Consider the following 20,155-nt stretch of genomic DNA (forward strand, 5'->3'; position numbering starts at 1 on the left):
AACCTGCTGGCTTGGACGGTTGAAACTGCCGGTTCAATCCGCTGAAAGTTTCGACCGGCAATCTTTACTCGTAAAGTCGCTGGACCGACGAGTAATTGCTGATGAGCGGTGCGATAATCTGGAGGAATTTCCCGAGTTCCGCGGTCGGATGGTTCGAGACGTAGAGGATATCCTTGTCCCGCATCTCGAAATTCTGCGCCAGGAAGAAACCCTGAGGGTCCCTGAGGCTCAGCTTATAGACCATCGGAACAGTCGTCTGACCGGAGAGCTTGTTGTCGAGCACCGGCTTCAGCTTGCGCACAAGCGCAGCGTCTTCATAGCGGAACAGGAACACGCCATTCGCATCGGCACGATCATCACGCAACCCACCCACCGTTGCCAGCGCCTCGGCCATCGTCACCGTCTTGGTCTTGAACGGGACGAGTTGATTGGCCTTTACAGCGCCGAAAGCCGAATAGGTGCGGGGACGGTGCGACAGAAGAATATTGTCACCTGGGGAAACGAGAACGTTGTTTTCCGGATAGTCGATCAGGTCTTCCAGCCGCGTCGTACCGGCACGGCGTCCCCGCTTCAGAGTAACCACCGTCTCGTAAGTGGCTTCACGGGACCCACCCGCCTGGGCCACGAGGTCCAACAGGCGCGTGTTGCGCAGAGGCAGAGGGTAAACGCCCGGCTTCGCCACATCGCCGACAACTACAGCAGTCGTGCTGAGTTTGTCCTTCAAAGAAACAAGCACCTGCGGCTCGACGGCCTTGCCGATCAGTTTTTTCTGGATCGACTGGCGCAGCCCTTCGATACTCAGACCCGCCGCACGGACGCGTCCCGCATACGGAATGAAGATATAGCCGTTTTCGTCCACCACGGACGGTATCTGGCTCGATCCGCCGCCAGCGCTGGAGAACAATCCGTCGGGAGAGGCTTCCCAGATCGTGACGACCAGGGTATCCCCGACCCCGAGCAAGGTCGACGAACCGCCGCTGCCCACGCCGTGGAACTGATTAGCGAACGCCAGGGGACGGTAGGCCTTAACGAAGTCAATGTTCGTCGGTTCGAGTACCACGACGGTGTAATCACCGGCCTTGGCACTGTCCTCGACATCCTGCGAGGTAATATTGATTGCGGCCGGCCCGTCTCCGGGTAGAGCGGAACATCCGAACAACGCCCCCGCAACCACCAGTACTGACAAAATTCGCATTAGACCCCGTTCCACCCGTTTGCTGTCAGTCTGGTAACACCCTCTTGCCAGGATGTCCAAGACGCAACGGCCTTATTCCCAGGAGAAATTCCCCACCTGTGACTTTGCTGTAACAGTACACCTCTTTTTCCTAGTGAATTGATTAATTTCCGATTTATCGTCTTAAGATCGGCACATATGAAGCACATGCGTCCCGAGGTTTACCCGCTCACAACGAGGACATCGATGACCGAAAACGACGTTACCATGATCGGTAAAACAATCAGGAAATCCTCGGAAGATTTGACAGGTTGGCTGACGGAAAAGGCTCTTCCGGTCTGGGTTGCAACAGGTGCAGATCTTGCCGCGGGAGAGTGTTTCGAAGCAATAGACCTTGCAAGCGCGCAGGCCGTTTCGGTGCCGCGCCGCGCACGCATTGTTCCCCGGCAGATTTATTCCTTTCTGGAAGGCGGAAAACTTGGCTGGCCGGGTCCGGCCGTCGAACTGGCGACAAAACTGTCGGATTGGCACGTGAAAGTGTTCCTGACAGACGCAGGCTATTATGCGGGCGCCGCAGACATGAAAAACCGGATCACGGATCCTTCGTTTGACCTCTACAATCAGGCCTTCGCCCTGTTCGGTTTCGCGCAGATTGCGGCAACGGTTCCTGAACGCAGGGCGTCAGCGACTGCGCATGCCAAGGATCTCCTGAACTTTCTGTTCGAAAATTATCGTCATTCGGTAGCCGGGTTCCGGGAGACCAATCCGGACAAGGCGCCGCTTTGTTCCAATCCGCACATGCATCTGTTCGAGGCGTGCCGTGCCTGGGAGGAAATCTCCGACGATCCCGTCTGGACAGACCTTTCGGATGAAATAGCCGAGCTTGCGCTGACCCGGTTTATCGACCCGATAAACGGCGGTTTGCGTGAATTCTTCGACCTCGACTGGACGCCTGCATCCGGCGACAAAGGCCGTGTGATGGAACCGGGGCACCAGTTCGAATGGGCCTGGCTGCTGGCAGGATGGGGACAATCGCGCGGCGATGCCGGTGCCCTTGTCGCCGCACGCCGCCTCTATGACATCGGCTGGACCTATGGCATCGATGAAAGCCGGGGCGTGGCCTTCATGGCGCTGAACGACGATTTCACCGTTCGCGATCCCGTTGCCAGACTTTGGGGACAAACCGAGTGGATCAAGGCGGCGGTCGCCATGGCGAAGATTTCGACCGGTGCCGAGAGAGAGGCCTATCTTTCCGACATTCCCGATGCCGTGCGGGCATTGCAGATCTACTTCAAGGATGTGCCGGAGGGTCTGTGGCACGACAAGCTCACGCCGGAGGGAGAGTTTGTCGACGAGCCGGCCCCGGCCAGCTCGCTCTACCACATCGTCTGTGCAATTTCCGAATTGAGCGCATTTGCGAAGTCTCTTTGAATGAACGGGGCTGCCTGCATTCAAGCGCCTCATGACGAATCGGAAGCAGGAAAAGACGTAATCCGCCTTTTTCATTTGCCGGCGACATTCTATAGCTTGTCGCCGAATCCGGATTTCAGCTCAAAAACACAGAAACAAGGACGCGGGATGCCCGAGGCAAAGATCATTGACGGCAAGGCGATCGCAGAATCGGTTCGCGATGAAATCACCCGCCGGGCAGCAACGCTGATTGAAACCAGCGGTGTGCGCCCGGGCCTGGCGGTCGTGCTTGTCGGGGAAGATCCGGCAAGCCAGGTTTATGTCCGCAACAAGGACCGGGCGGCGGAAGCCTGCGGGTTTCATTCGGTCAAGCATACGCTTCCTGCGGAGACCGGCGAAGCCGATGTTCTCTCGCTTGTCGAAAGCCTCAACAACGATCCGGACATTCACGGCATTCTGGTGCAGTTGCCGCTGCCCGGACATATCGACGAGAGTAAGGTGCTCCGCCTGATCCGGCCGGAAAAGGATGTCGACGGCTTCCATCCTGTCAATGTCGGTCTTCTCACGGCCGGAGAACGCGCAAGCGCCCTGGTGCCCTGCACGCCGGCGGGATGCCTGGTGCTCCTGAAACGGACGCTGGGGGATACGCTTGCCGGGCAGAATGCCGTCGTGATCGGGCGATCCAACATTGTCGGCAAACCGATGGCCAGCCTGCTGCTTCAGGAAAGTTGCACCGTCACCATCGCTCACAGCCGGACCCAAAACCTGCCCGATGTCGTGCGCGCGGCCGACATTGTCATCGCTGCCGTCGGTCGTCCCGAAATGATCAAGGGGGATTGGATCGGACAAGGAGCGACGGTGATTGACGTGGGTATCAACCGTATCCCCGCCCCTGAGCGCGGCGAAGGCAAGAGCCGGCTTGTCGGCGACGTCGCCTTTCAGGAGGCCCTGGAGCACGCCGGCGCGATCACGCCGGTTCCCGGTGGCGTCGGGCCGATGACCATCGCCATGCTCATGGTCAACACGCTGACCGCCGCGCGGCGCCTGCTCCACCTTCCGGAAGAACAACCGTTATTTTAGAGCCCCTACGCTCTTGTCCGGAGCATTGTAAAGTTGCTCGAACATGAGATGATCGAGCTTCGACGCGGGCGGCACTGTTTGTTTCAAGTCGTTGTTGCGCCAATGCACTTGCGCTGTTTGCACCGCCATGATCTATCGTGTTGAGAGTACATTAACCGTGGTTGACCTAACGTGAGAAACGTAGGGGCTGCGTTCGCAGTTTGGCTTGATTGTGACAGGATGCACTGAGGCAATCCGGCCATGCCAAACCGTCAGGCGGCAGTAAGTGATGGGTCTACCGTCCTGCAAACCCGGCCTTGTTTCGGGTGTGCGTGGTTACGCTTTTATAGCATCGGCCGGCTTGCCGGCGAGCGGTGTGTTTTGTGCTGCCAGACGCGTCCTGCAGGCCGGATTGTTATTCACTGCACTGTCAGCAGTACCGCAGTCTGCTCATTCCTTCGAACTTTTCGGCTGGAAACCCTTCGGGTCTTCGGATGAAAATACCGAAACCGTTCCCGACCCCACCGCCTACAAACCTGAAATCACCGTCTCGAGCGGCAATGAACAGCTGTCGAAGGAATTAAGCGCCGCTTCGATCCTGATGCAGCAGCAGGAACAGCTGCCGTCCGGAGAAGCCGGGCTGCTGGCCCGCGCGCTCTCCGATCGTGAACGCCTGATTGCAAAGCTTTACGCAATCGGCCGCTACGGCGGGACCGTCAACATCATGCTCGCGGGCATTCCGCTCGAGACCGCCCTGGAGCAGCCGGAGTTACCCGCAGCCCGCCCGGTCAATGTCACCATCATGGTGAACCCGGGCCCTGTTTTCACCTTCGGGGATATTTCGATCTCCTCGCGCGGAGCCGACCTTTCCTCTGATCCTGCCTTCTGGGATCTTTCTCCCGGCGAAGTGGCTGCTTCCGATGAGATCCTGACGGCGGAAGCACGCATGGTCTCCGTCCTGCGCGGTCGCGGTTATCCGAAGGCGAAGATTGCCGAGCGGCGGATTACGGCCGATCACAGCACCAACCGTCTCGCGGTTTCGTTGGTCGCCGATGCGGGCCCGAAGGCCCATTTCGGCGCCGTCTCCGTCAGCGGGACAAAGGTGACCGATCCGGCGTTCGTCATTCAGCAGGCCATGCTTCCGCAAGGCGCGCTCTATTCTCCGGCAGACCTTGCGCGGGCTCGCAAGCGCCTCAACGACCTCGGTATCTTTTCTTCCGTCCGGCTGGTCGAAGGTGACATAGCCGGACCGGACGGCACGATGCCAATCACCATTGAAGTGACCGAACGCAAACGTCATGTGATCGGCGCCGGGGCCTCCTGGTCCAGCACGGAAGGCTTCGGGGTGGAATCCTACTGGCGGCGCAGAAACCTGTTCGGCCGCGGCGAGCTGCTGTCGATTGAAGGGTCCGTCGGCCGGATCGCCAACGAAAGCCTTGAGAAACTCGAATATTCCGCGCGCATTGCCTTTGAAAAACCCGGCGTATTCGGTCCGCTAACCAGTTTCTCAACGAGCCTGGGCGCCCGACAGGAAAATCCCGATGCCTATCTGAGCCGCACAATCACCTATGATGCCTATCTGAACCGCGAATTCACCGAACAGCTCAAGGGCCGTGCGGGCGCCGAGGTTTTCTATGCCAACGAAGAGGATGCCTTCGGGGACAACGACTATCTGCTCGTCGGCTTGCCGGCCGACCTGACCTTTGACAACAGGGACAACCTTTTGAACCCTTCAAAGGGGGTCTTTGCCGCGCTCTTTGCGGAACCGGCTTATGACACACTCAACTCCAACGCCATGGGGTTCGTGAAAGGCACGGTGTCCAGCTATTACGCGCTGGATGAATCCAAGCGTTTCATTCTCGCCGGAAAGGTCACGGCGGGGTCCATTTTCGCTCCCTCCGTCGAATCTGTCCCGGCCAGCCGGCGTTATATCGCCGGCGGAGGTGGTTCTATCCGCGGATATGCCTACCGGAATGTCGGTCCGAGGGTGGATGGCGAAGTGACGGGAGGCCGGTCTCTCATCGAATTGTCCGGAGAAATTCGCGTCCAGATGACCGAAACGATTGGTGTCGTCGGATTTGTGGATGCGGGAAATGCATATGAGAACAGTTTTCCCGACTTTTCTGAGGGCCTGAAGGTGGGCGTAGGTACCGGGCTGCGCTACTTTACACCGATAGGACCGCTTCGTATCGATGCGGCCATACCGCTGGATCCGGGACCGGGTGACCCGGACTTCGCCCTTTATGTCGGTTTGAGCCAGGCGTTTTAGCGCATATGCGTTTTCTAAGGTTTTCATTACGGGTCTTCGGATTCCTGATCGCGCTTGCGATTGCCGTTCCGCTTTTCGCCATCGCAGCGATGCAGGTGTCGGCCGGCCGGGCGTTTGTCTCCGGTGTCGTCAGCAACCTTGCCTCCGCTGACGGACGGATCGTCCGGATCGAAGGCCTTCATGTCGACTTCGGTCTCAACGGCGGGCTCGAGAGCCTGACTGTTGCCGATGAGGCTGGTGTCTGGCTTGACGCCGACCGGATCGCCCTCGGCTGGAATCCGCTGAAGCTCCTTTCCGGCGAGCTGGATATCGACAGCGTGACCGCTGACCGGGTCGATCTGGCAAGACAACCTGCAATCCCGCAAGACGAAGCCGCTGACGCCGATTCCAGCGACGATGGATCTGCAGGTTTCTCGTTGCCGGTCGATGTCACCCTGGAACGTTTCCGTCTCGGCGAAGTCAATCTGGGCCAGGCATTGCTTGGAACTCCCGTTTCCCTGAGCGCCGCCGGATCAGGGGCCTTCGCTGCCGACCCTGCCCTCCTCACCGCTCAACTGGACGTCAAGCGCATCGACGGTGTCGACGCCGGCCTGACTGCAAGTGCCGAGTTCGAACCGGCCGCCGAAAAACTTGCCTTCGACATCACGGTTTCGGAGCCGCGCGGAGGACTGGCTGCCCGTCTTCTCGAGGTTCCGGACCTTCCGGCCCTGCGTCTGGAACTGAAGGGCGACGGCCCCTTGACCAACTGGGCGGCAAGGCTCGGTCTGGATCTCGACGGACGGACAACCGTGACCGGTTCCGCAAGAATTGAGGATGACGCCGAGGGACGGCATCTCTCCTTCGACCTTGACGGCGATCTCGCCCCCCTGGCGCCTCCCGAAGTCCAGGCCTTTTTGCTCGGTACCACGAACGCTTCGGGGGAAGCCCGGTTCTCCGACGATTTCACGCCACAATCGGCGCTTCTAGCCCTCAAGACCCGAACTGTGTCTCTGGACGCCAACGCAGACCTCAGCAGCGCGAAAATCGACGCCACGGCCACGCTTTCGGTGAGCGCGGGCGACGACGCCCTGATTGCTGTTGAACTGGCCGAGCGACGGATTGCTTTCGGCCCGCTCAAGGCAGATTTCACCGTTTCCGGCCAGCGGTCTTCCGCTGACTGGTCAGGCGATGTGAGCATTGCGTCCTTTCAGACGGCGGAAGTCCGCACGGGAGCGATGGATCTGAAGGCCTCGGGCTCCGGCGCCGATCTCACACCTTCCATCATGACTTCACCGTTCGACTTTTCCCTCGCAATTGCCGGACTTGAAGGGCTGACGAAGGAAACAGACCCGCTGTCGGGCCCGGTATCCGTTCAGGGAAAGGGTACAGCCGATGGCAAGAAGAACTCCCTGCGGATCGCCGATCTCGCCATAAGCACCGCGACCGGTCATGCCACGCTGACGGATACGGAGATTTCCGCCGGCAAGGTCGATGCGCGTGGCCGCCTGTCCGTTTCGGATCTGGCGAAATTTTCGGGTCTCGCCGGGCGCGATCTCGGGGGAAGCGTTTCCGGAACATTTTCCGCCGACATGGACCCGGAGACACTCACCGGTTCGGCAACCGGCGCCCTCGTGATGCGTGAGCTCAAAACCGGTGTCTCCCAGGCGGACATGCTGCTTTCGGGCGAAAGCAATCTCGATCTGACGCTGGCTCTGGCCGGACAGGACGACATAACCGTCGAGAGCCTGACGCTGAAGAACAATGCCCTGGAGGTTCGCGGCGATGCGCACTACCAGGAACCCGCCCTTACGTCCGATCTGACAGTCAGTCTTGAGGATCTGTCCAAGATAGACTCCCGGCTAGAAGGCGGTCTTTCGCTGGAGATCGGGTCCTCCGGCCCGCTAAGCGCTCTTGAAGTGCAGGCGAATGCCACTTCTGACAAGATCCTGCTTGCCGGAACGCCTCTCGACGATCTGAGTTTTACCGCGGATGCGACGGCGGATCCGGCGGCACCGACTGCCGCCGTCAAGGGCACGGCGTCCCTCAACGGTCAGCCGATTGCCGTCGATGTCGTGCTGACCAGCAAGGATGGCGGCGCCGACGTCGCCCCCCTGTCGATCCGCCTTGCCGGAAACACCGTGACGGGGACTCTGTCCATCGCGAATGTGGACAAGCCCGTCGAGACGCTGAAGGGCGATCTGACAATCGACGCACCGGACCTCGCCTCGCTCTCCCCCTTGCTGCTGACCGAAATAAGCGGCCGCCTGCAAGGTACGATGTCCGCCAATCCGGACAACCGAACGCTGGCGGTTGACGTCACCGGCGCCGATATCGGCATACCCTCGGTCAGTGTCGGCACCCTGAAGCTGAAAGCCAATGTAGCGGCGCCCTATGCTCCGGAAAACATCACGGCGGATATCCAGCTCTCCGGCCTGCTGACGGACGCAACGCCCATCCACAGCGCCGACATAAGCGCCACACCGGACGGCGACGGCACCGCGATCACGGCACAAGTCGCCATGGACAAGGACGATCGTGACGGGCTGTCCCTCAAGGCCCGCATCAGCGAACCCGACAGCGGTGCATATGTGCTGGCGCTTCAGGAGCTGGCCCTGCACTATCAAGGCCTTTCCAGCGCCCTCAGGCAGCCCACAACCATTTCCTACAGCGACGGCGAAGCGACCATCGAGCCTCTCGAGCTCAAGCTTGGCGACGGGTCACTTTCGGTCGCCGGCAAAGCCGGACAGTCACTGGACCTTGCTGCCGATCTGAAGTCCGTGCCCCTGAGCCTCGCAAACGCATTTCTGCCGTCCCTGGGTCTTGGAGGCACCTTGTCCGGCAACGTGAAAGCCACGGGCAGTGCGGCGTCTCCCGAAGCGCAGTGGACGATCACCGGTTCTTCGCTCACCTCCAGCGACCTCAGCAGCAACGGTCTTACGGCTCTCGATCTGACGTCATCCGGTTCGCTGAAATCCGATCAGGTCACACAGACCACCCGCGTCAGCGATCCGAACGGATTGAACGTGACCGCCGAGGGCACCATCGGACTTTCCAAACCGAACGCCCTGTCCATATCGCTTAACGGTACGGTTCCCCTTGCCACGTTGCGGCGTCCCTTGCTGGATTCCGGGCTGAGAGGCGACGGAACAATCTCATTGCAGGGCACGGTTTCGGGCACCGCCTCCAACCCTTCCTACCAGGTTACGGCAACACCGGCCGGTCTCCAGATAACCAGTCTGACCACCGGCCTGACCGCTCAGAACATCGGCGGCACCATATCGATTTCCCAGGACCAGGCCGTGTTGAACGGTATCGCGGGAGACCTTGCCACCGGGGGGACTTTCTCCGCCGAGGGCACAGTGGGCATGAAAGACGGCCTGACCGCCGACATTGCCCTCAAGCTGAACAACGGCCGCTACGTTGACCCCGGCCTTTTGACGGCGGATATCGATGCCGATCTGAAAGTGTCCGGCCCGCTTTCCTCCCCGTCCGGTTCGGCATTGATCGATGGAAAGGTCACCATCAACAAGGCCGACATTTCCATTCCCGAAAGTCTGCCGGGCGCTATTCCTCCTGTCGATGTACGCCATGTGAACGCTTCGAAGGCGGTCCAGTTGCAGGCAGCGGAGCTCAGTGGCGGATCGCGGCAGACGGAAACCCAGGACAGAAGTTTCCCGCCACGGCTCGACATCCTGCTTTCCGCGCCCGGCCGGATCTTCGTCCGCGGCCGCGGCCTTGATGCCGAACTGCAGGGCGAACTCAAGATTGTAGGAACGACAACCTCCCCGCAAGCGATCGGCGCCTTCAGCCTGCGACGCGGGCAACTCAATATCCTGACACGGCGGCTTCTGTTCTCGCACGGCACCGCCACGTTCGAGGGATCGCTGACACCGGTCCTCGATTTTGCAGCGACAACAACCGTGAGCGATACGACGATTACCGTGAGTGTCAGCGGCGAGGCGGACGACCCGCAAATCGCGTTCTCGTCCTCTCCGGAACTCCCGCAGGACGAGGTGCTCGCTCTTCTGCTCTTCGGCAAGAGTGTCGGCAATCTTTCGCCGACCCAGGTCGCGCGGCTGGCTGCCGCCATCGCGACGCTGACGGGCGGAAACGACAACGGTCCTCTTGCCTCGATCCGCAAGTCGCTTGGTCTCGACGAGATTGACGTCAATACCACCGGTGAGGACGGTCCGTCGGTTTCGGTCGGCAAGTATATCAACGACAACATCTACCTTGGCGTCAAACAGGGAACCGGTACGGATTCGAGCCGAGTTCAGGTCGACATCGATCTGGACCGCGGGCTGAAAGTGCGCGGTGAAGTCGGGGCGGACGGCTCATCGAAAGCCGGTATTTTCTTCGAGAAAGAATACTGAACCCATTTCCGAACCCTGATATTCCTATCAATAACATCGCGGAATTCCGCCGTACGGCGATCTCAATCCGACAAAGTCCGGTCCAGCTGTTGCGATGCACAGGCCTGCCGTGCGAGGTTGCGGGCCATGAACCACATATTCAGGAAAAATTCTCCGTCGGGACCGGCGGGGACCGTATATCTGGCGGCGGAAACGATCGTCAGTGACGGGAGTGCGACCATGTCCAACAACAGCACCGATTACACTTTGGGGGAACGGATCTGCAAGGCACGGGATGCCTCGGGACTGTCCACCGCCCAGTTGGCGCGCCGTCTCGGCATTAAGACGGCGACGATGCAGAGCTGGGAAAGCGACCGTTCCGAGCCGCGTTCCAACAAGCTCGTTCTTCTCGCCGGCGTTCTGAATGTCAGTCCGACCTGGCTGCTCGTCGGCCGCGGCACACCACCGCTTTCTGAAGACGCCCCGGGCGCGGATCTGGACAGCATGCGGGTTGCCCTCGACCGCATTCAACGGCAGGCCCAGGCGCTTGCCGATGAAATCGGGACGCTTCAGGAGCGTATGAACGGGGAATAGCTGCAAGGCCCGACCCGAATATCTCGACCCGATGACGAACTTCCGTTCGTCTCCCCCTCCCCGTTGGTTGCCATTTCATCGCGGCGATGGCAGCCGGAGCAACGGGGAAACCTGCTCGAAAACAACGGTTGATGAAACATGTTATCCGGGATCCTGCCCGGGTCATACCGGTCAGGCCTGACAGCCGTATTGAGCGAAATCTCCTTTCAAGAAGCTGATCCTCTTCACAAAAGCTATTGCATGAGCCTGCACTCGCCCCCTATCTCTAAGGGGTCGGGTCTGGTCGCCAATCCGTCCACCGCTTCATCCCCATCTCCAGGGAGCTTCCCATGTCACTGAATACTTCGCTCTTGAAACAACAGGTCTTTATCGATGGCGCCTGGCTGGATGCCGACAGCGGCAAGACCATTGAGGTGACCAATCCTGCGACCGGCGAAACGATCGGAACCGTACCCATGTGCGGACGGGCGGAAACCGCGCGCGCTATCGCCGCCGCGGACGCTGCACTGCCGGGCTGGAAGGCCCTGACCGCAGAAGCGCGCGCCGGACACATGCACAATCTGTGCGATGCGATCATGGACCAGATAGACGATCTGGCAGTCCTTCTGACGACGGAGATGGGTAAACCGCTTGCCGAGGCAAAGGGCGAGATCGCGCTTGGTGTCAAATACATCCGTTTCCTTGCCGAAGAAGGCAAACGCGTCTACGGCGATACAATCCCCTCGCCCTGGGCCGACCGGCGCATTCTGGTCACCAAGGAGCCGGTAGGCGTCGCAGGCTCCATCACGCCGTGGAACTTTCCCAACTCGATGATCGCCCGCAAGCTTGGCGCAGCGCTTGCCGCCGGGTGCACAATGGTGATGAAGCCGGCCGAGTTCACGCCCTACTCCGCGCTGGTCTACGGCGTGATGGCCGAGAAATCGGATCTGCCCAAGGGCGTGATCAACATCATTACCGGCGATGCCCCGGCTATCGGCGAGGAGATGTGCGAGAACCCGGCCTTGCGGAAAATCACCTTCACCGGGTCCACCCGGGTCGGCAAACTGCTGGCCGGCAACGCCGGCAAGAATATGAAGAAGATTTCCATGGAACTGGGCGGCAACGCCCCCTTCATCGTTTTCGACGATGCGGATCTCGACCGTGCTGTTGAAGGAGCGATTGCCAGCAAATTCAGGAATTCCGGCCAGACCTGCGTCTGCGCCAACCGGATCTACGTCCAGGCAGGCGTCTACGATGCATTCGCCGAAAAGCTGAAAACGGCAATGGCGGAGCAGTTGAAAGTCGGAAACGGCCTGGACAAGGGCGTTACGCAAGGACCGCTGATCAACGAGGCCGCCGTGGAGAAAGTTGCCGCTCATGTTCAGGACGCGCTTTCCAAGGGCGGCACTCTGGTGACCGGAGGCCATCCTTCGAACGGCCCGGGAACATTCTTCGAGCCGACACTGATCACCGGGGCCAGCAAGGACATGAAGGTCGCCCGTGAAGAGACCTTCGGACCGCTCGCGGCGCTCTTCAGCTTCGACACCGAGGAAGAAGCCATCGCGCTCGCGAACGACACGGAATTCGGTCTTGCCTGCTACTTCTACACTAGGGACCTCGGCCGCAGTTTCCGTGTGATGGAAGCGCTGCAATACGGCCTTGTCGGCGTCAATGAGGGCGTGATCACCACCGAGGTCGCCCCTTTCGGCGGTTTCAAGGACAGCGGTGTCGGAAACGAGGGATCCAAATACGGCCTCGATGATTATCTGAACGTCAAATACAACTGCATTGGCGGCCTTGGCATGTAGGCTGGCCTCAGGCCGCCTTCCTGAGCAGCGCCGCAAAACCGGTCGCATCCATCGGTCGGCCGAACAGATATCCCTGACCCAGCTGGCATCCGAGCTCCAAAAGCTTGCCGGCCTGGTCAGGGGTTTCGATCCCTTCGGCAATCACCGACATGCCATACCCTCTGGCGAGATTGAGCACCGCCTCGACCACGGCGATATCCTGCCTGCTTGACATGGTCGGCGTCACGAAGGACCGGTCCAGCTTGATCCTTGAAAACGGATATCGGGGTATATAGCCCAGCGAGGAATATCCGGTGCCGAAATCGTCCAGGGAAAAGTGGCAGCCAAGCGATCTCAATTCTTCCATGCAGGTTTCAAGTTCAAGATTTTCATCAATGAACAGGGATTCCGTCACCTCAAGGCCCAGTCTCTCCGCAGCAAATTCCGAACGCTCCAGAGCCTCGGCAACCGTTGCAACGAAGGTGCCCTGACTGATCTGCACAGCTGAAACATTTACCGACAGTTCGAGAGGCTGGTTCCAAGAAGAGGCTTCTTTCATCGCCCGGTTCAAGACCCACTCGCCAAGCTCGACAATGTACCCGTTTTCCTCCGCAATCGGTATGAACTCGGCCGGAGAAACCGGACCCAGCTTCGGGTGATCCCATCGCAAGAGGGCTTCGGCGCCGAAGACGGTCCTGTCAGCCAGGACCACGAGTGGCTGGTAGTAAACGCGCAGTTCATCGCGAGAAATCGCCTTGAGCAGTTCCGTCTCCAGCGTACACCGTCGCAGAAGCGTCTCATCCAGTTCCGGCCGGAACGCCTGAACCGAGGACCGGTCTTCCCGGCGCACCTTGGCGAGGGCATTTCCTGCGTTCTTGAGAAGCCTGTCCGGCGAGGTGCAACCGTCAGCGAGCACATAGCCGAATTTGAGCCGGATCGTGATCCTTGCGCCGTCAATCGTCAGCATTCCGCCGACTGCAGCGCGGACTGCCTCGATCAGCTCCAGAGACTTGTCCTCGCCCGGTTCACAGGTGGCCACTCCGGCGAAGACGTCCGGTGAAATTGCCGACCAGGAGATTTCCTCGACCGCGAGATTCCTGAGACGGGACGCAACCGCCTGGCGCACGCGATCGCCATAGGTAAATCCGAGCGAGGCCATGATCTGATCCAGATTGGCAATGGCAAACTGGACGAGACACAGAGTTTGTCCGCCTTGCCGGGCGGCCCGGACCCTGCTTTCCAGTTCCTCTTCGAAACCGTTCCGGTTCAAAAGACCGGTGATCGGTTCGAACCGGGCCAGATAACTCAGCTTTTCCGCCGAGCCGCGCTCTTGCGTTACATCGCGGCAGGTCAGGCAGGCCAGCATCCGGGTTTCGCTTTGGCGGCTGTTCGTGACGACCGTCTGTTCCGACCGGGTCACGACATACTCTATGAATTGCCTGTTTCCGTTCTCCTTTGCGGCAAACAGGGTTCTGGAGGCAGGCATGCCGAAAGACTGTTTTTCGAAAACCGCCAGCATCTCATCGGCCAACTCCTGCGGCAGTACCTTTCGCGCAGCACTGCCGACAAGCGTTTCGCCAGGGAACAGCGATCGGGCCATCCGGTTCGCCGCGGTTATCTGTCCATCCTCTCGCACAACGATGATCGCATCGAAACTGTCATCAAAAACCTGTCCGAGCATCCGTTCGCTGTTGCGCTTGCCGACTGCGGCAAGACGAGATCCCAGTTTGTGAAAGCCGAGTTCGCGGAACACCACGATCGACGCACCGAACAGGAGTATGAAATGCGCGCTCGCTGACTGGACGAGAACGGGAAAGGATTTTTGAATCTGGAATGCGACCAGCTCCAACGCGATGGCAGTCAGCGTCAGGATGAGGATCTTGACGCTCCAACCCTCAATTCTCGTCAGCATGAGCATGAACAATACAGCCAGCGCAAACAGGCTTGTAAGAAATTGCCCGTCGGCCGCCAGTGCTCTGTTCTGCAACAGTGTTTCGGCTCCGAGGGCCTGGATCACGCTGCCTGGAAGAATGCCATATACGGGCACGGGAAAGAGATCCCTGAGTTCCTGCGCGCTCGCACCGATGATGACCTTTTTACCGAACAGCCTGCCGGTCACTCCGGTACCGTTCAGAACGTCGACCAGCGAGATGCGCTGCAGTTCGTCCTGTGCGATGCTGTAGTCGAGACCGAATGTTCCTCCGGTCTTTCCGGTGTGATCCCCCAGAAACGCCGCGGCGGAAATTTCGGACGCCCCGCCGATCTCGTATCCGTAGAGCGAGTTCCATATCCGGCCGTCGCTTTCCATGGGAACCATGACAACGACCGGCCAGGCAGTATCGAGAAGCACGTCTACAGGCTGATTGACGATTTCGCCGGAAGCCCCGTCGAATGCGGCAGCCTGACGGAACACCGCAAGACTGACGTTGCCTGCTCTTTCGAAGGCTTCGGCCAGAAGGCGGTCGTCTTCGCTGGACGAGGCGGTGCTGAAGTCCACATCAAACAGGATCTCCTGTGCGCCCTCTTCGATCAGCCGATCCGTCACCTGCGCGAATAACCTGCGAGGCAGAGGCCAGACTCCGATTTCCTCCAGGCTCCTTGCGTCGATGTCGACGATGACGATCTCTCCCGACACGGGCCGATGATCGATCTGAAACCTGACTTCCCACAAGAACCGGTCGAAGGCCGTTCCCACACCAGCAAGGCGCAGGAGTCCGACCGCCGCAATCGTGCAGATCACGGCCAAAAATGCGTAAAGGAAACGCTTTTTATGATCACCCTGCCAGGTTTGCACCCGTGCCCGCCCGCTCTGGTTTTCCAATTAGACAGACCTCCAATCGAAATCGATCGAAGATCCTGAAGTTGATTTGGTCAGTCTTGTCGTGCCTGACCTCTCCACTGCGCTCAACCAGACGCGGAGAGCTTCAGATCACATCGACGACTGAAGCGAGGGTATCTGAAGTCCATCCGCGCTCGGCCCAATCTACTTTTTGCCGTTCCCGTTGCCATTGCCACCGGCGTTGCTTTTGCCGTTGCCGCCGGCATTGCTGTTGCCGTTACCGCCGGCATTGCTGTTGCCGTTGCCGCCCGCATTGCTGTTGCCGTTGCCGTTGCCACCGGAGTTGCCGTTTCCGTTTCCACCCGCATTGCTGTTGCCGTTGCCACCGGAATTGCCATTGCCGTTGCCACCGGAATTGCCATTGCCGTTGCCGCCGGCATTGCTGTTGCCGTTGCCACCGGAGTTGCCGTTGCCGTTTCCGCCCGCATTGCTGTTGCCGTTGCCATCGGAATTGCCGTAGCTGTTGCCGCTGGCATTGCTGGTGCCACTAACATCGGAACTGCTGGTTCCCGAGTTCGAGTTCGAGGACGTGGTCGCGGCCGGGACGTTCTCCACTGGTGGCGTCTCGAACGCGGGCGGTCGCTTTGTCCCCGGGCGCACCGACGGTTTCGTCGTTCCGCCTACAGACAAGCCAACCTTTCTGGAGGGCGAACTGGCCGCGTATTGACCCGCACCGAGGTCCGTCCTTTCACCGGAGGCGAAATCCTCCACGGCAACAACACCTCTTTCAACCGAAACACGCGCCTGGTCCTTGCCGACCTGAACTTCGAATTTTGTGCCCTTGACCAGGGCTGCGAAAAACGGGGTTTCGACCGTGAAATGCGGGCGCCGTCGTTTTTCAACATCAATGCCGATGGTCCCTTTGCGCTGCAGAAGCGTCGTTCTGCCTCCCCGGCTGCGATAGCTGGATATTGCGAAAGTCGTGCTCGGCCCCACCGCGATGCTTTCGCTGCCGCGAGCGACCAGGACCCGTGCACCCGAACGCGTTCCGAGTGTGAAGCCCTTCTGAAACACCATCCCTTTTTTGACCCGGACTGCCTCCATGCCGGGCGCCACGAAATAAGCTGTCCCTGAAATTCTTTTGACCACCCACTCTTCGGCGGCGGCATAGGCAGGGCTCAAAACGGCAAGGGCCAACAGAATAACCGAAAGAAAACGCACAGCGCTCACCGTCGGCAAGGCTGGAACTGCGAAATTGACACGTGAAAACGGCCATTTGGTACGTCGACCAAACATATGCACAGTCATGGCAAATTTACCTAGTAAATAGTAATTGCCTTAAACATTAGCATTCCATAATTTAACCTAAGGTGAAGCTCCAAGGTTAAAAATGTTTATGCGATCTTTATAGTAATGATAAAAATTACTCTTCGACGTGAGGTCGACATATTTATTGAAACAACGGTCTTCTTCTCAATGAATTTTGGCTGTCATCTCAAATCGGGAAAATGTCCATGCGAAAGCGCCTTGCCTGAAGTACCTGGCCGGGTTTGCAAGGATTGACCGGTCGCAGCCGGTAAAGCGTGATGGCGGCACTTCGCGAGTGTTCGGCAGCGCATCGCAGTGCGCCGCAGAAGGTGGCTGGTCGGGACCCTAGACCGGCGTCATCAGTTCGCGCTCCACGGACCGGAAGACATCGACGTGATCGATGTTCATCTGTTCGACACCGCAGCGCACCGCTTTTTCAAAGACGGCCCGGTCGTCGCCTGCATAAAACATCTGGGTAATGAGGCCGGCCTCCTTGGCGCTGACCACCAGTTGCTCTTCCACATTGTCGTGGTGGAACTCGAGAATTTGCGCATCCTGCGCGACGGCGCGGTCAACCGATCCGACGTGCATGAAAAGCACCATACGCTTCAGGTCGGGCACCTTGGCACGGGCTTCGGCGCGGATTGCCTGATCGAACGAGAATGTCCACGCATCTTCAAGCATGCCCCGGACGGCGAGCATGTCCCGGATTTCGGCCGGATCGCCTTCCTTGATCTCGACGTAGGTCGCGATCCGTCCGCGGCAGGTATCCAGAAAGGCATCCAGGCGCGGAACCCGCTCGCCGGCAAACTCGGATCCGAACCAGCTTCCCGCATCCAGCGCATCGATGTCGGCCGCGGTCATCTCGGCGATCCTGCCGGTTCCGTTGGTTGTTCTGTCCACTTCGGCGTCGTGGATGACGTAGAGCACACCGTCCCTGGATGGCCGCACGTCGAATTCGACCACGTCGGCACCGATGTCGATCGCCTTTTCAAGCGAGGCTATGGTGTTCTCCGGAGCTACGAGGCTGGCTCCCCGATGGCACACTATGACCGCTTGTTTCACGTCTCATTCTCCTGTGTCTCCAAACCGGATGTCGGGAGCAAACCGAGGCCGACGGCCAGCATATCCGGAAGGATAGCTGGCAGAATATGTGCCTGAATTTCTTGATGAATTGATGACACTGAAACTTTGCTCATGAATTCCTGTCAGCGAGACACGTTCCAGACAGTCCACCAACCGGCAGTCCTTGCCGAATGCATTCGTTATCCGGCTGATATTGGCTGTCAAATCGCGATTCGTCCATTGATCCGGACACAAGGAACATCATCAGGACACTGAAATTTCCTCGGATGATCCGTTTCGTCAGATTTGGTCAGCCCTGCTGTCATTGTTCAGCTACCGCGAACAGTCAGTCAAATAGCACTCAGGCGAATTATGTCTATCTAGACGTGACGGCGTTCACGATCGAACGCTCCGGACAACGCTATTGAGGTTTGATCATGATCCGTTTTGCAGCCACTGCCCTTGCCCTGTCTCTTCTTGCCGGCACAGCCACCGCCGAGCCAGTCGCCTACGACTTCGACAAGTCGCACGCGAACCTTGCCTTCTCCTACAATCATCTCGGCTACTCCACCACCGAAGGTCGCTTCGGTGAATGGGACGGCACTCTGCTGATCGACAAGGAAACGCCGGCCAACTCTTCGATCGAATTCACGATCGACGTCTCCAGCCTGGACACCTTCTTTCCCGATCGCGACGCCCATTTCCTTAGCGCCGATTTCTTCGATGTCGAGAAATACCCGCAGGCCACCTTCAAGAGCACCAAGGTTGAAAAGACCGGAGACAATCAGCTGGAAGTGACCGGCGACCTGACCATCAAGGACATCACCAAGCCTGCGACCCTGATCGTCGACGTCACTGCCATCGGCGAACATCCGATGGCCAAGAAGGAAGCTGCCGGCTTCGCGGTTTCCACCGTCCTGAAGCGTTCCGATTACGGCATGGACATGTATGTGCCCTATGTCGGCGACGAAGTGACCGTGACGTTTCACGCGGAATCACTCAAGAGTGACGCAACGAACTGATCGGCAGGCGACCATCTGATCTGCCGCTGGCAGGGACCGGCCCGTCCGGTCCCTGCATTCCAAGGAGCGTGACATGCTGCGCAATTCGAAATCAGGCTACGGGTGGATTGCCATCGCCTTTCACTGGACGATGGCCCTTTTGATTATCGGCATGCTCGCGCTCGGGCTGTACATGCGTCAGTTGCCGCAGACCGAGCCGGCCACGTTCGAGCTGTTTCAGCTCCACAAGTCCATCGGCTTCGTCGTGCTGACCCTTGCCGTGCTCCGTCTCTTCTGGCGGCTGGTCAATCCTTCCCCGCGGCTGCCCGCAGGCATGCCGCCTCTTGAGAAGATCGCGGCGCATCTCGGTCACGCCAGTCTCTATGCCCTGATCTTCGCTCTTCCGGTGACCGGCTGGTTCATGGTGTCCGCCTCGCCCTGGGGCATTCCGACAATCCTGTTCAACGTGCTTCCGGTCCCGCATCTGCATGTGCCCGAGGCCCTCGGCAGCCAGGAGCAGGCCGAGAGCTTTTTCAAGCTGCTGCATGAATACGGTGCCTATCTGCTGATCGCGCTCATCACGGTGCATGTCGCCGCAGCTCTCAAGCATCATTTCATTTCCCGGGACGACACATTGACCCGGATGATTTCCACCGGGCCCGCCAAAACGGATAATTGATTTCCAACTTCAGGAAACACTCACATGTCTCTAAGAAAAAACGCTTACGCCTTCTCGTTAGTTGCCGCTGCGGCACTTTCGAGCCCCGCCCTTTCGGAAACATGGAATGTGGATCCGGACAGGAGCAAGCTGGGCTTTGAGGTCAAACAGGGCACCGGAACCCTGAAAGGCTTTTTCGCCACCTGGGAAGCCGACATCGAGTTCGATCCGGACGCGCCGGAGCAGGCCAGGATTTCCGCCGAGATCAAACCGATGAGCGCCTCCACCGGCAACCCCCAGTTTGACGGCACCCTGCCCGGCAAGGACTGGTTCGACATCGACGACTTCCCGACCGCCGAATTCACGTCGCAAAATGTCAGCCACGTCGAAGGCAACACCTACCGCGCGGACGGCCTGCTGACGATCAAAGGGGCCGCCCAGCCGGTGGACCTGGAATTCACCCTGGACATCGACGGCGACACGGCCACCGCCAAGGGCACCGCCACCGTCAATCGTCTCGACTACAGGCTCGGAGCCGGTGTCGGCACAGACACGGTCGGAGATATCGTGACGGTAACACTGGATCTGACGGCGGTCCGGTAAAACCGGGCCACACAGATATTGTCCGCCGGGTGCCGTCTTTGGGGACACAGGACAATCAGACGAACTGCGAAGGCCCGGGCACTTGGCGTGCGGGGCCTTTTTGCCGTATGAGAACGGCACACAATGTTCCAGCGCCTC

13 protein-coding genes are annotated in these 20,155 nt (G+C 59.3%); 9 read left to right on the forward strand and 4 right to left on the reverse strand.

Annotation, left to right across the window (positions count from 1 at the left end; all coding sequences use genetic code 11):
* Positions 1-64 precede the first annotated feature (64 nt).
* Positions 65-1,195: a polysaccharide biosynthesis/export family protein gene (locus Q1B40_RS11290; protein WP_299813997.1), complete on the reverse strand. Its 1,131-nt coding sequence runs from the start codon at positions 1,193-1,195 to the stop codon at positions 65-67.
* Positions 1,196-1,420: 225 nt separating this feature from the next.
* On the opposite strand from Q1B40_RS11290, the gene Q1B40_RS11295 reads away from it, so the two are divergent.
* The 6 genes from Q1B40_RS11295 to Q1B40_RS11320 all read left to right on the forward strand — a co-directional run bounded on the left by Q1B40_RS11295 (position 1,421) and on the right by Q1B40_RS11320 (position 12,624).
* Positions 1,421-2,605 (forward strand): AGE family epimerase/isomerase, encoded by a 1,185-nt coding sequence (locus tag Q1B40_RS11295; RefSeq protein WP_299814000.1) that lies wholly within the window; start codon positions 1,421-1,423, stop codon positions 2,603-2,605.
* Between the two features lie 147 nt (positions 2,606-2,752).
* The gene (gene folD / locus Q1B40_RS11300; protein ID WP_299814003.1) at positions 2,753-3,664 is read left to right on the forward strand and encodes a bifunctional methylenetetrahydrofolate dehydrogenase/methenyltetrahydrofolate cyclohydrolase FolD; all 912 of its coding nucleotides are present in this window, start codon (positions 2,753-2,755) and stop codon (positions 3,662-3,664) included.
* 391 nt (positions 3,665-4,055) lie between these two features.
* A complete protein-coding gene (locus Q1B40_RS11305; protein ID WP_299814006.1) occupies positions 4,056-5,912 on the forward strand; it encodes an autotransporter assembly complex family protein in 1,857 nt (618 codons plus the stop codon).
* Between the two features lie 5 nt (positions 5,913-5,917).
* Complete coding sequence (locus Q1B40_RS11310; RefSeq protein WP_299814009.1) at positions 5,918-10,264, forward strand: translocation/assembly module TamB domain-containing protein; 4,347 nt, start codon at positions 5,918-5,920, stop codon at positions 10,262-10,264.
* Between the two features lie 219 nt (positions 10,265-10,483).
* The gene (locus Q1B40_RS11315; protein ID WP_299814012.1) at positions 10,484-10,837 is read left to right on the forward strand and encodes a helix-turn-helix domain-containing protein; all 354 of its coding nucleotides are present in this window, start codon (positions 10,484-10,486) and stop codon (positions 10,835-10,837) included.
* 329 nt (positions 10,838-11,166) lie between these two features.
* The gene (locus Q1B40_RS11320; RefSeq protein WP_299814015.1) at positions 11,167-12,624 is read left to right on the forward strand and encodes an NAD-dependent succinate-semialdehyde dehydrogenase; all 1,458 of its coding nucleotides are present in this window, start codon (positions 11,167-11,169) and stop codon (positions 12,622-12,624) included.
* A 7-nt stretch (positions 12,625-12,631) separates the two neighbouring features.
* Here Q1B40_RS11320 and Q1B40_RS11325 read toward each other — a convergent pair whose 3' ends face one another.
* The 3 genes from Q1B40_RS11325 to Q1B40_RS11335 form a co-directional block, all read right to left on the reverse strand.
* Positions 12,632-15,424, reverse strand: a complete 2,793-nt coding sequence (locus Q1B40_RS11325; RefSeq protein WP_299814018.1) for an EAL domain-containing protein — start codon at positions 15,422-15,424, stop codon at positions 12,632-12,634.
* A gap of 162 nt (positions 15,425-15,586) precedes the next feature.
* Positions 15,587-16,603, reverse strand: a complete 1,017-nt coding sequence (locus Q1B40_RS11330; RefSeq protein ID WP_299814021.1) for a FecR domain-containing protein — start codon at positions 16,601-16,603, stop codon at positions 15,587-15,589.
* A 432-nt stretch (positions 16,604-17,035) separates the two neighbouring features.
* Complete coding sequence (locus Q1B40_RS11335) at positions 17,036-17,755, reverse strand: glycerophosphodiester phosphodiesterase family protein (protein ID WP_299814024.1); 720 nt, start codon at positions 17,753-17,755, stop codon at positions 17,036-17,038.
* Positions 17,756-18,192: 437 nt separating this feature from the next.
* On the opposite strand from Q1B40_RS11335, the gene Q1B40_RS11340 reads away from it, so the two are divergent.
* The 3 genes from Q1B40_RS11340 (at position 18,193) to Q1B40_RS11350 (ending at position 20,017) form a co-directional block, all read left to right on the forward strand.
* Positions 18,193-18,777: a YceI family protein gene (locus Q1B40_RS11340; protein ID WP_299814027.1), complete on the forward strand. Its 585-nt coding sequence runs from the start codon at positions 18,193-18,195 to the stop codon at positions 18,775-18,777.
* Between the two features lie 73 nt (positions 18,778-18,850).
* Positions 18,851-19,435: a cytochrome b gene (locus tag Q1B40_RS11345; RefSeq protein ID WP_299814030.1), complete on the forward strand. Its 585-nt coding sequence runs from the start codon at positions 18,851-18,853 to the stop codon at positions 19,433-19,435.
* A 24-nt stretch (positions 19,436-19,459) separates the two neighbouring features.
* The gene (locus Q1B40_RS11350) at positions 19,460-20,017 is read left to right on the forward strand and encodes a YceI family protein (RefSeq protein WP_299814033.1); all 558 of its coding nucleotides are present in this window, start codon (positions 19,460-19,462) and stop codon (positions 20,015-20,017) included.
* Positions 20,018-20,155 lie beyond the last annotated feature (138 nt).

The sequence above is a fragment of the uncultured Roseibium sp. genome, from assembly GCF_947496995.1.
Lineage (GTDB): Bacteria > Pseudomonadota > Alphaproteobacteria > Rhizobiales > Stappiaceae > Roseibium.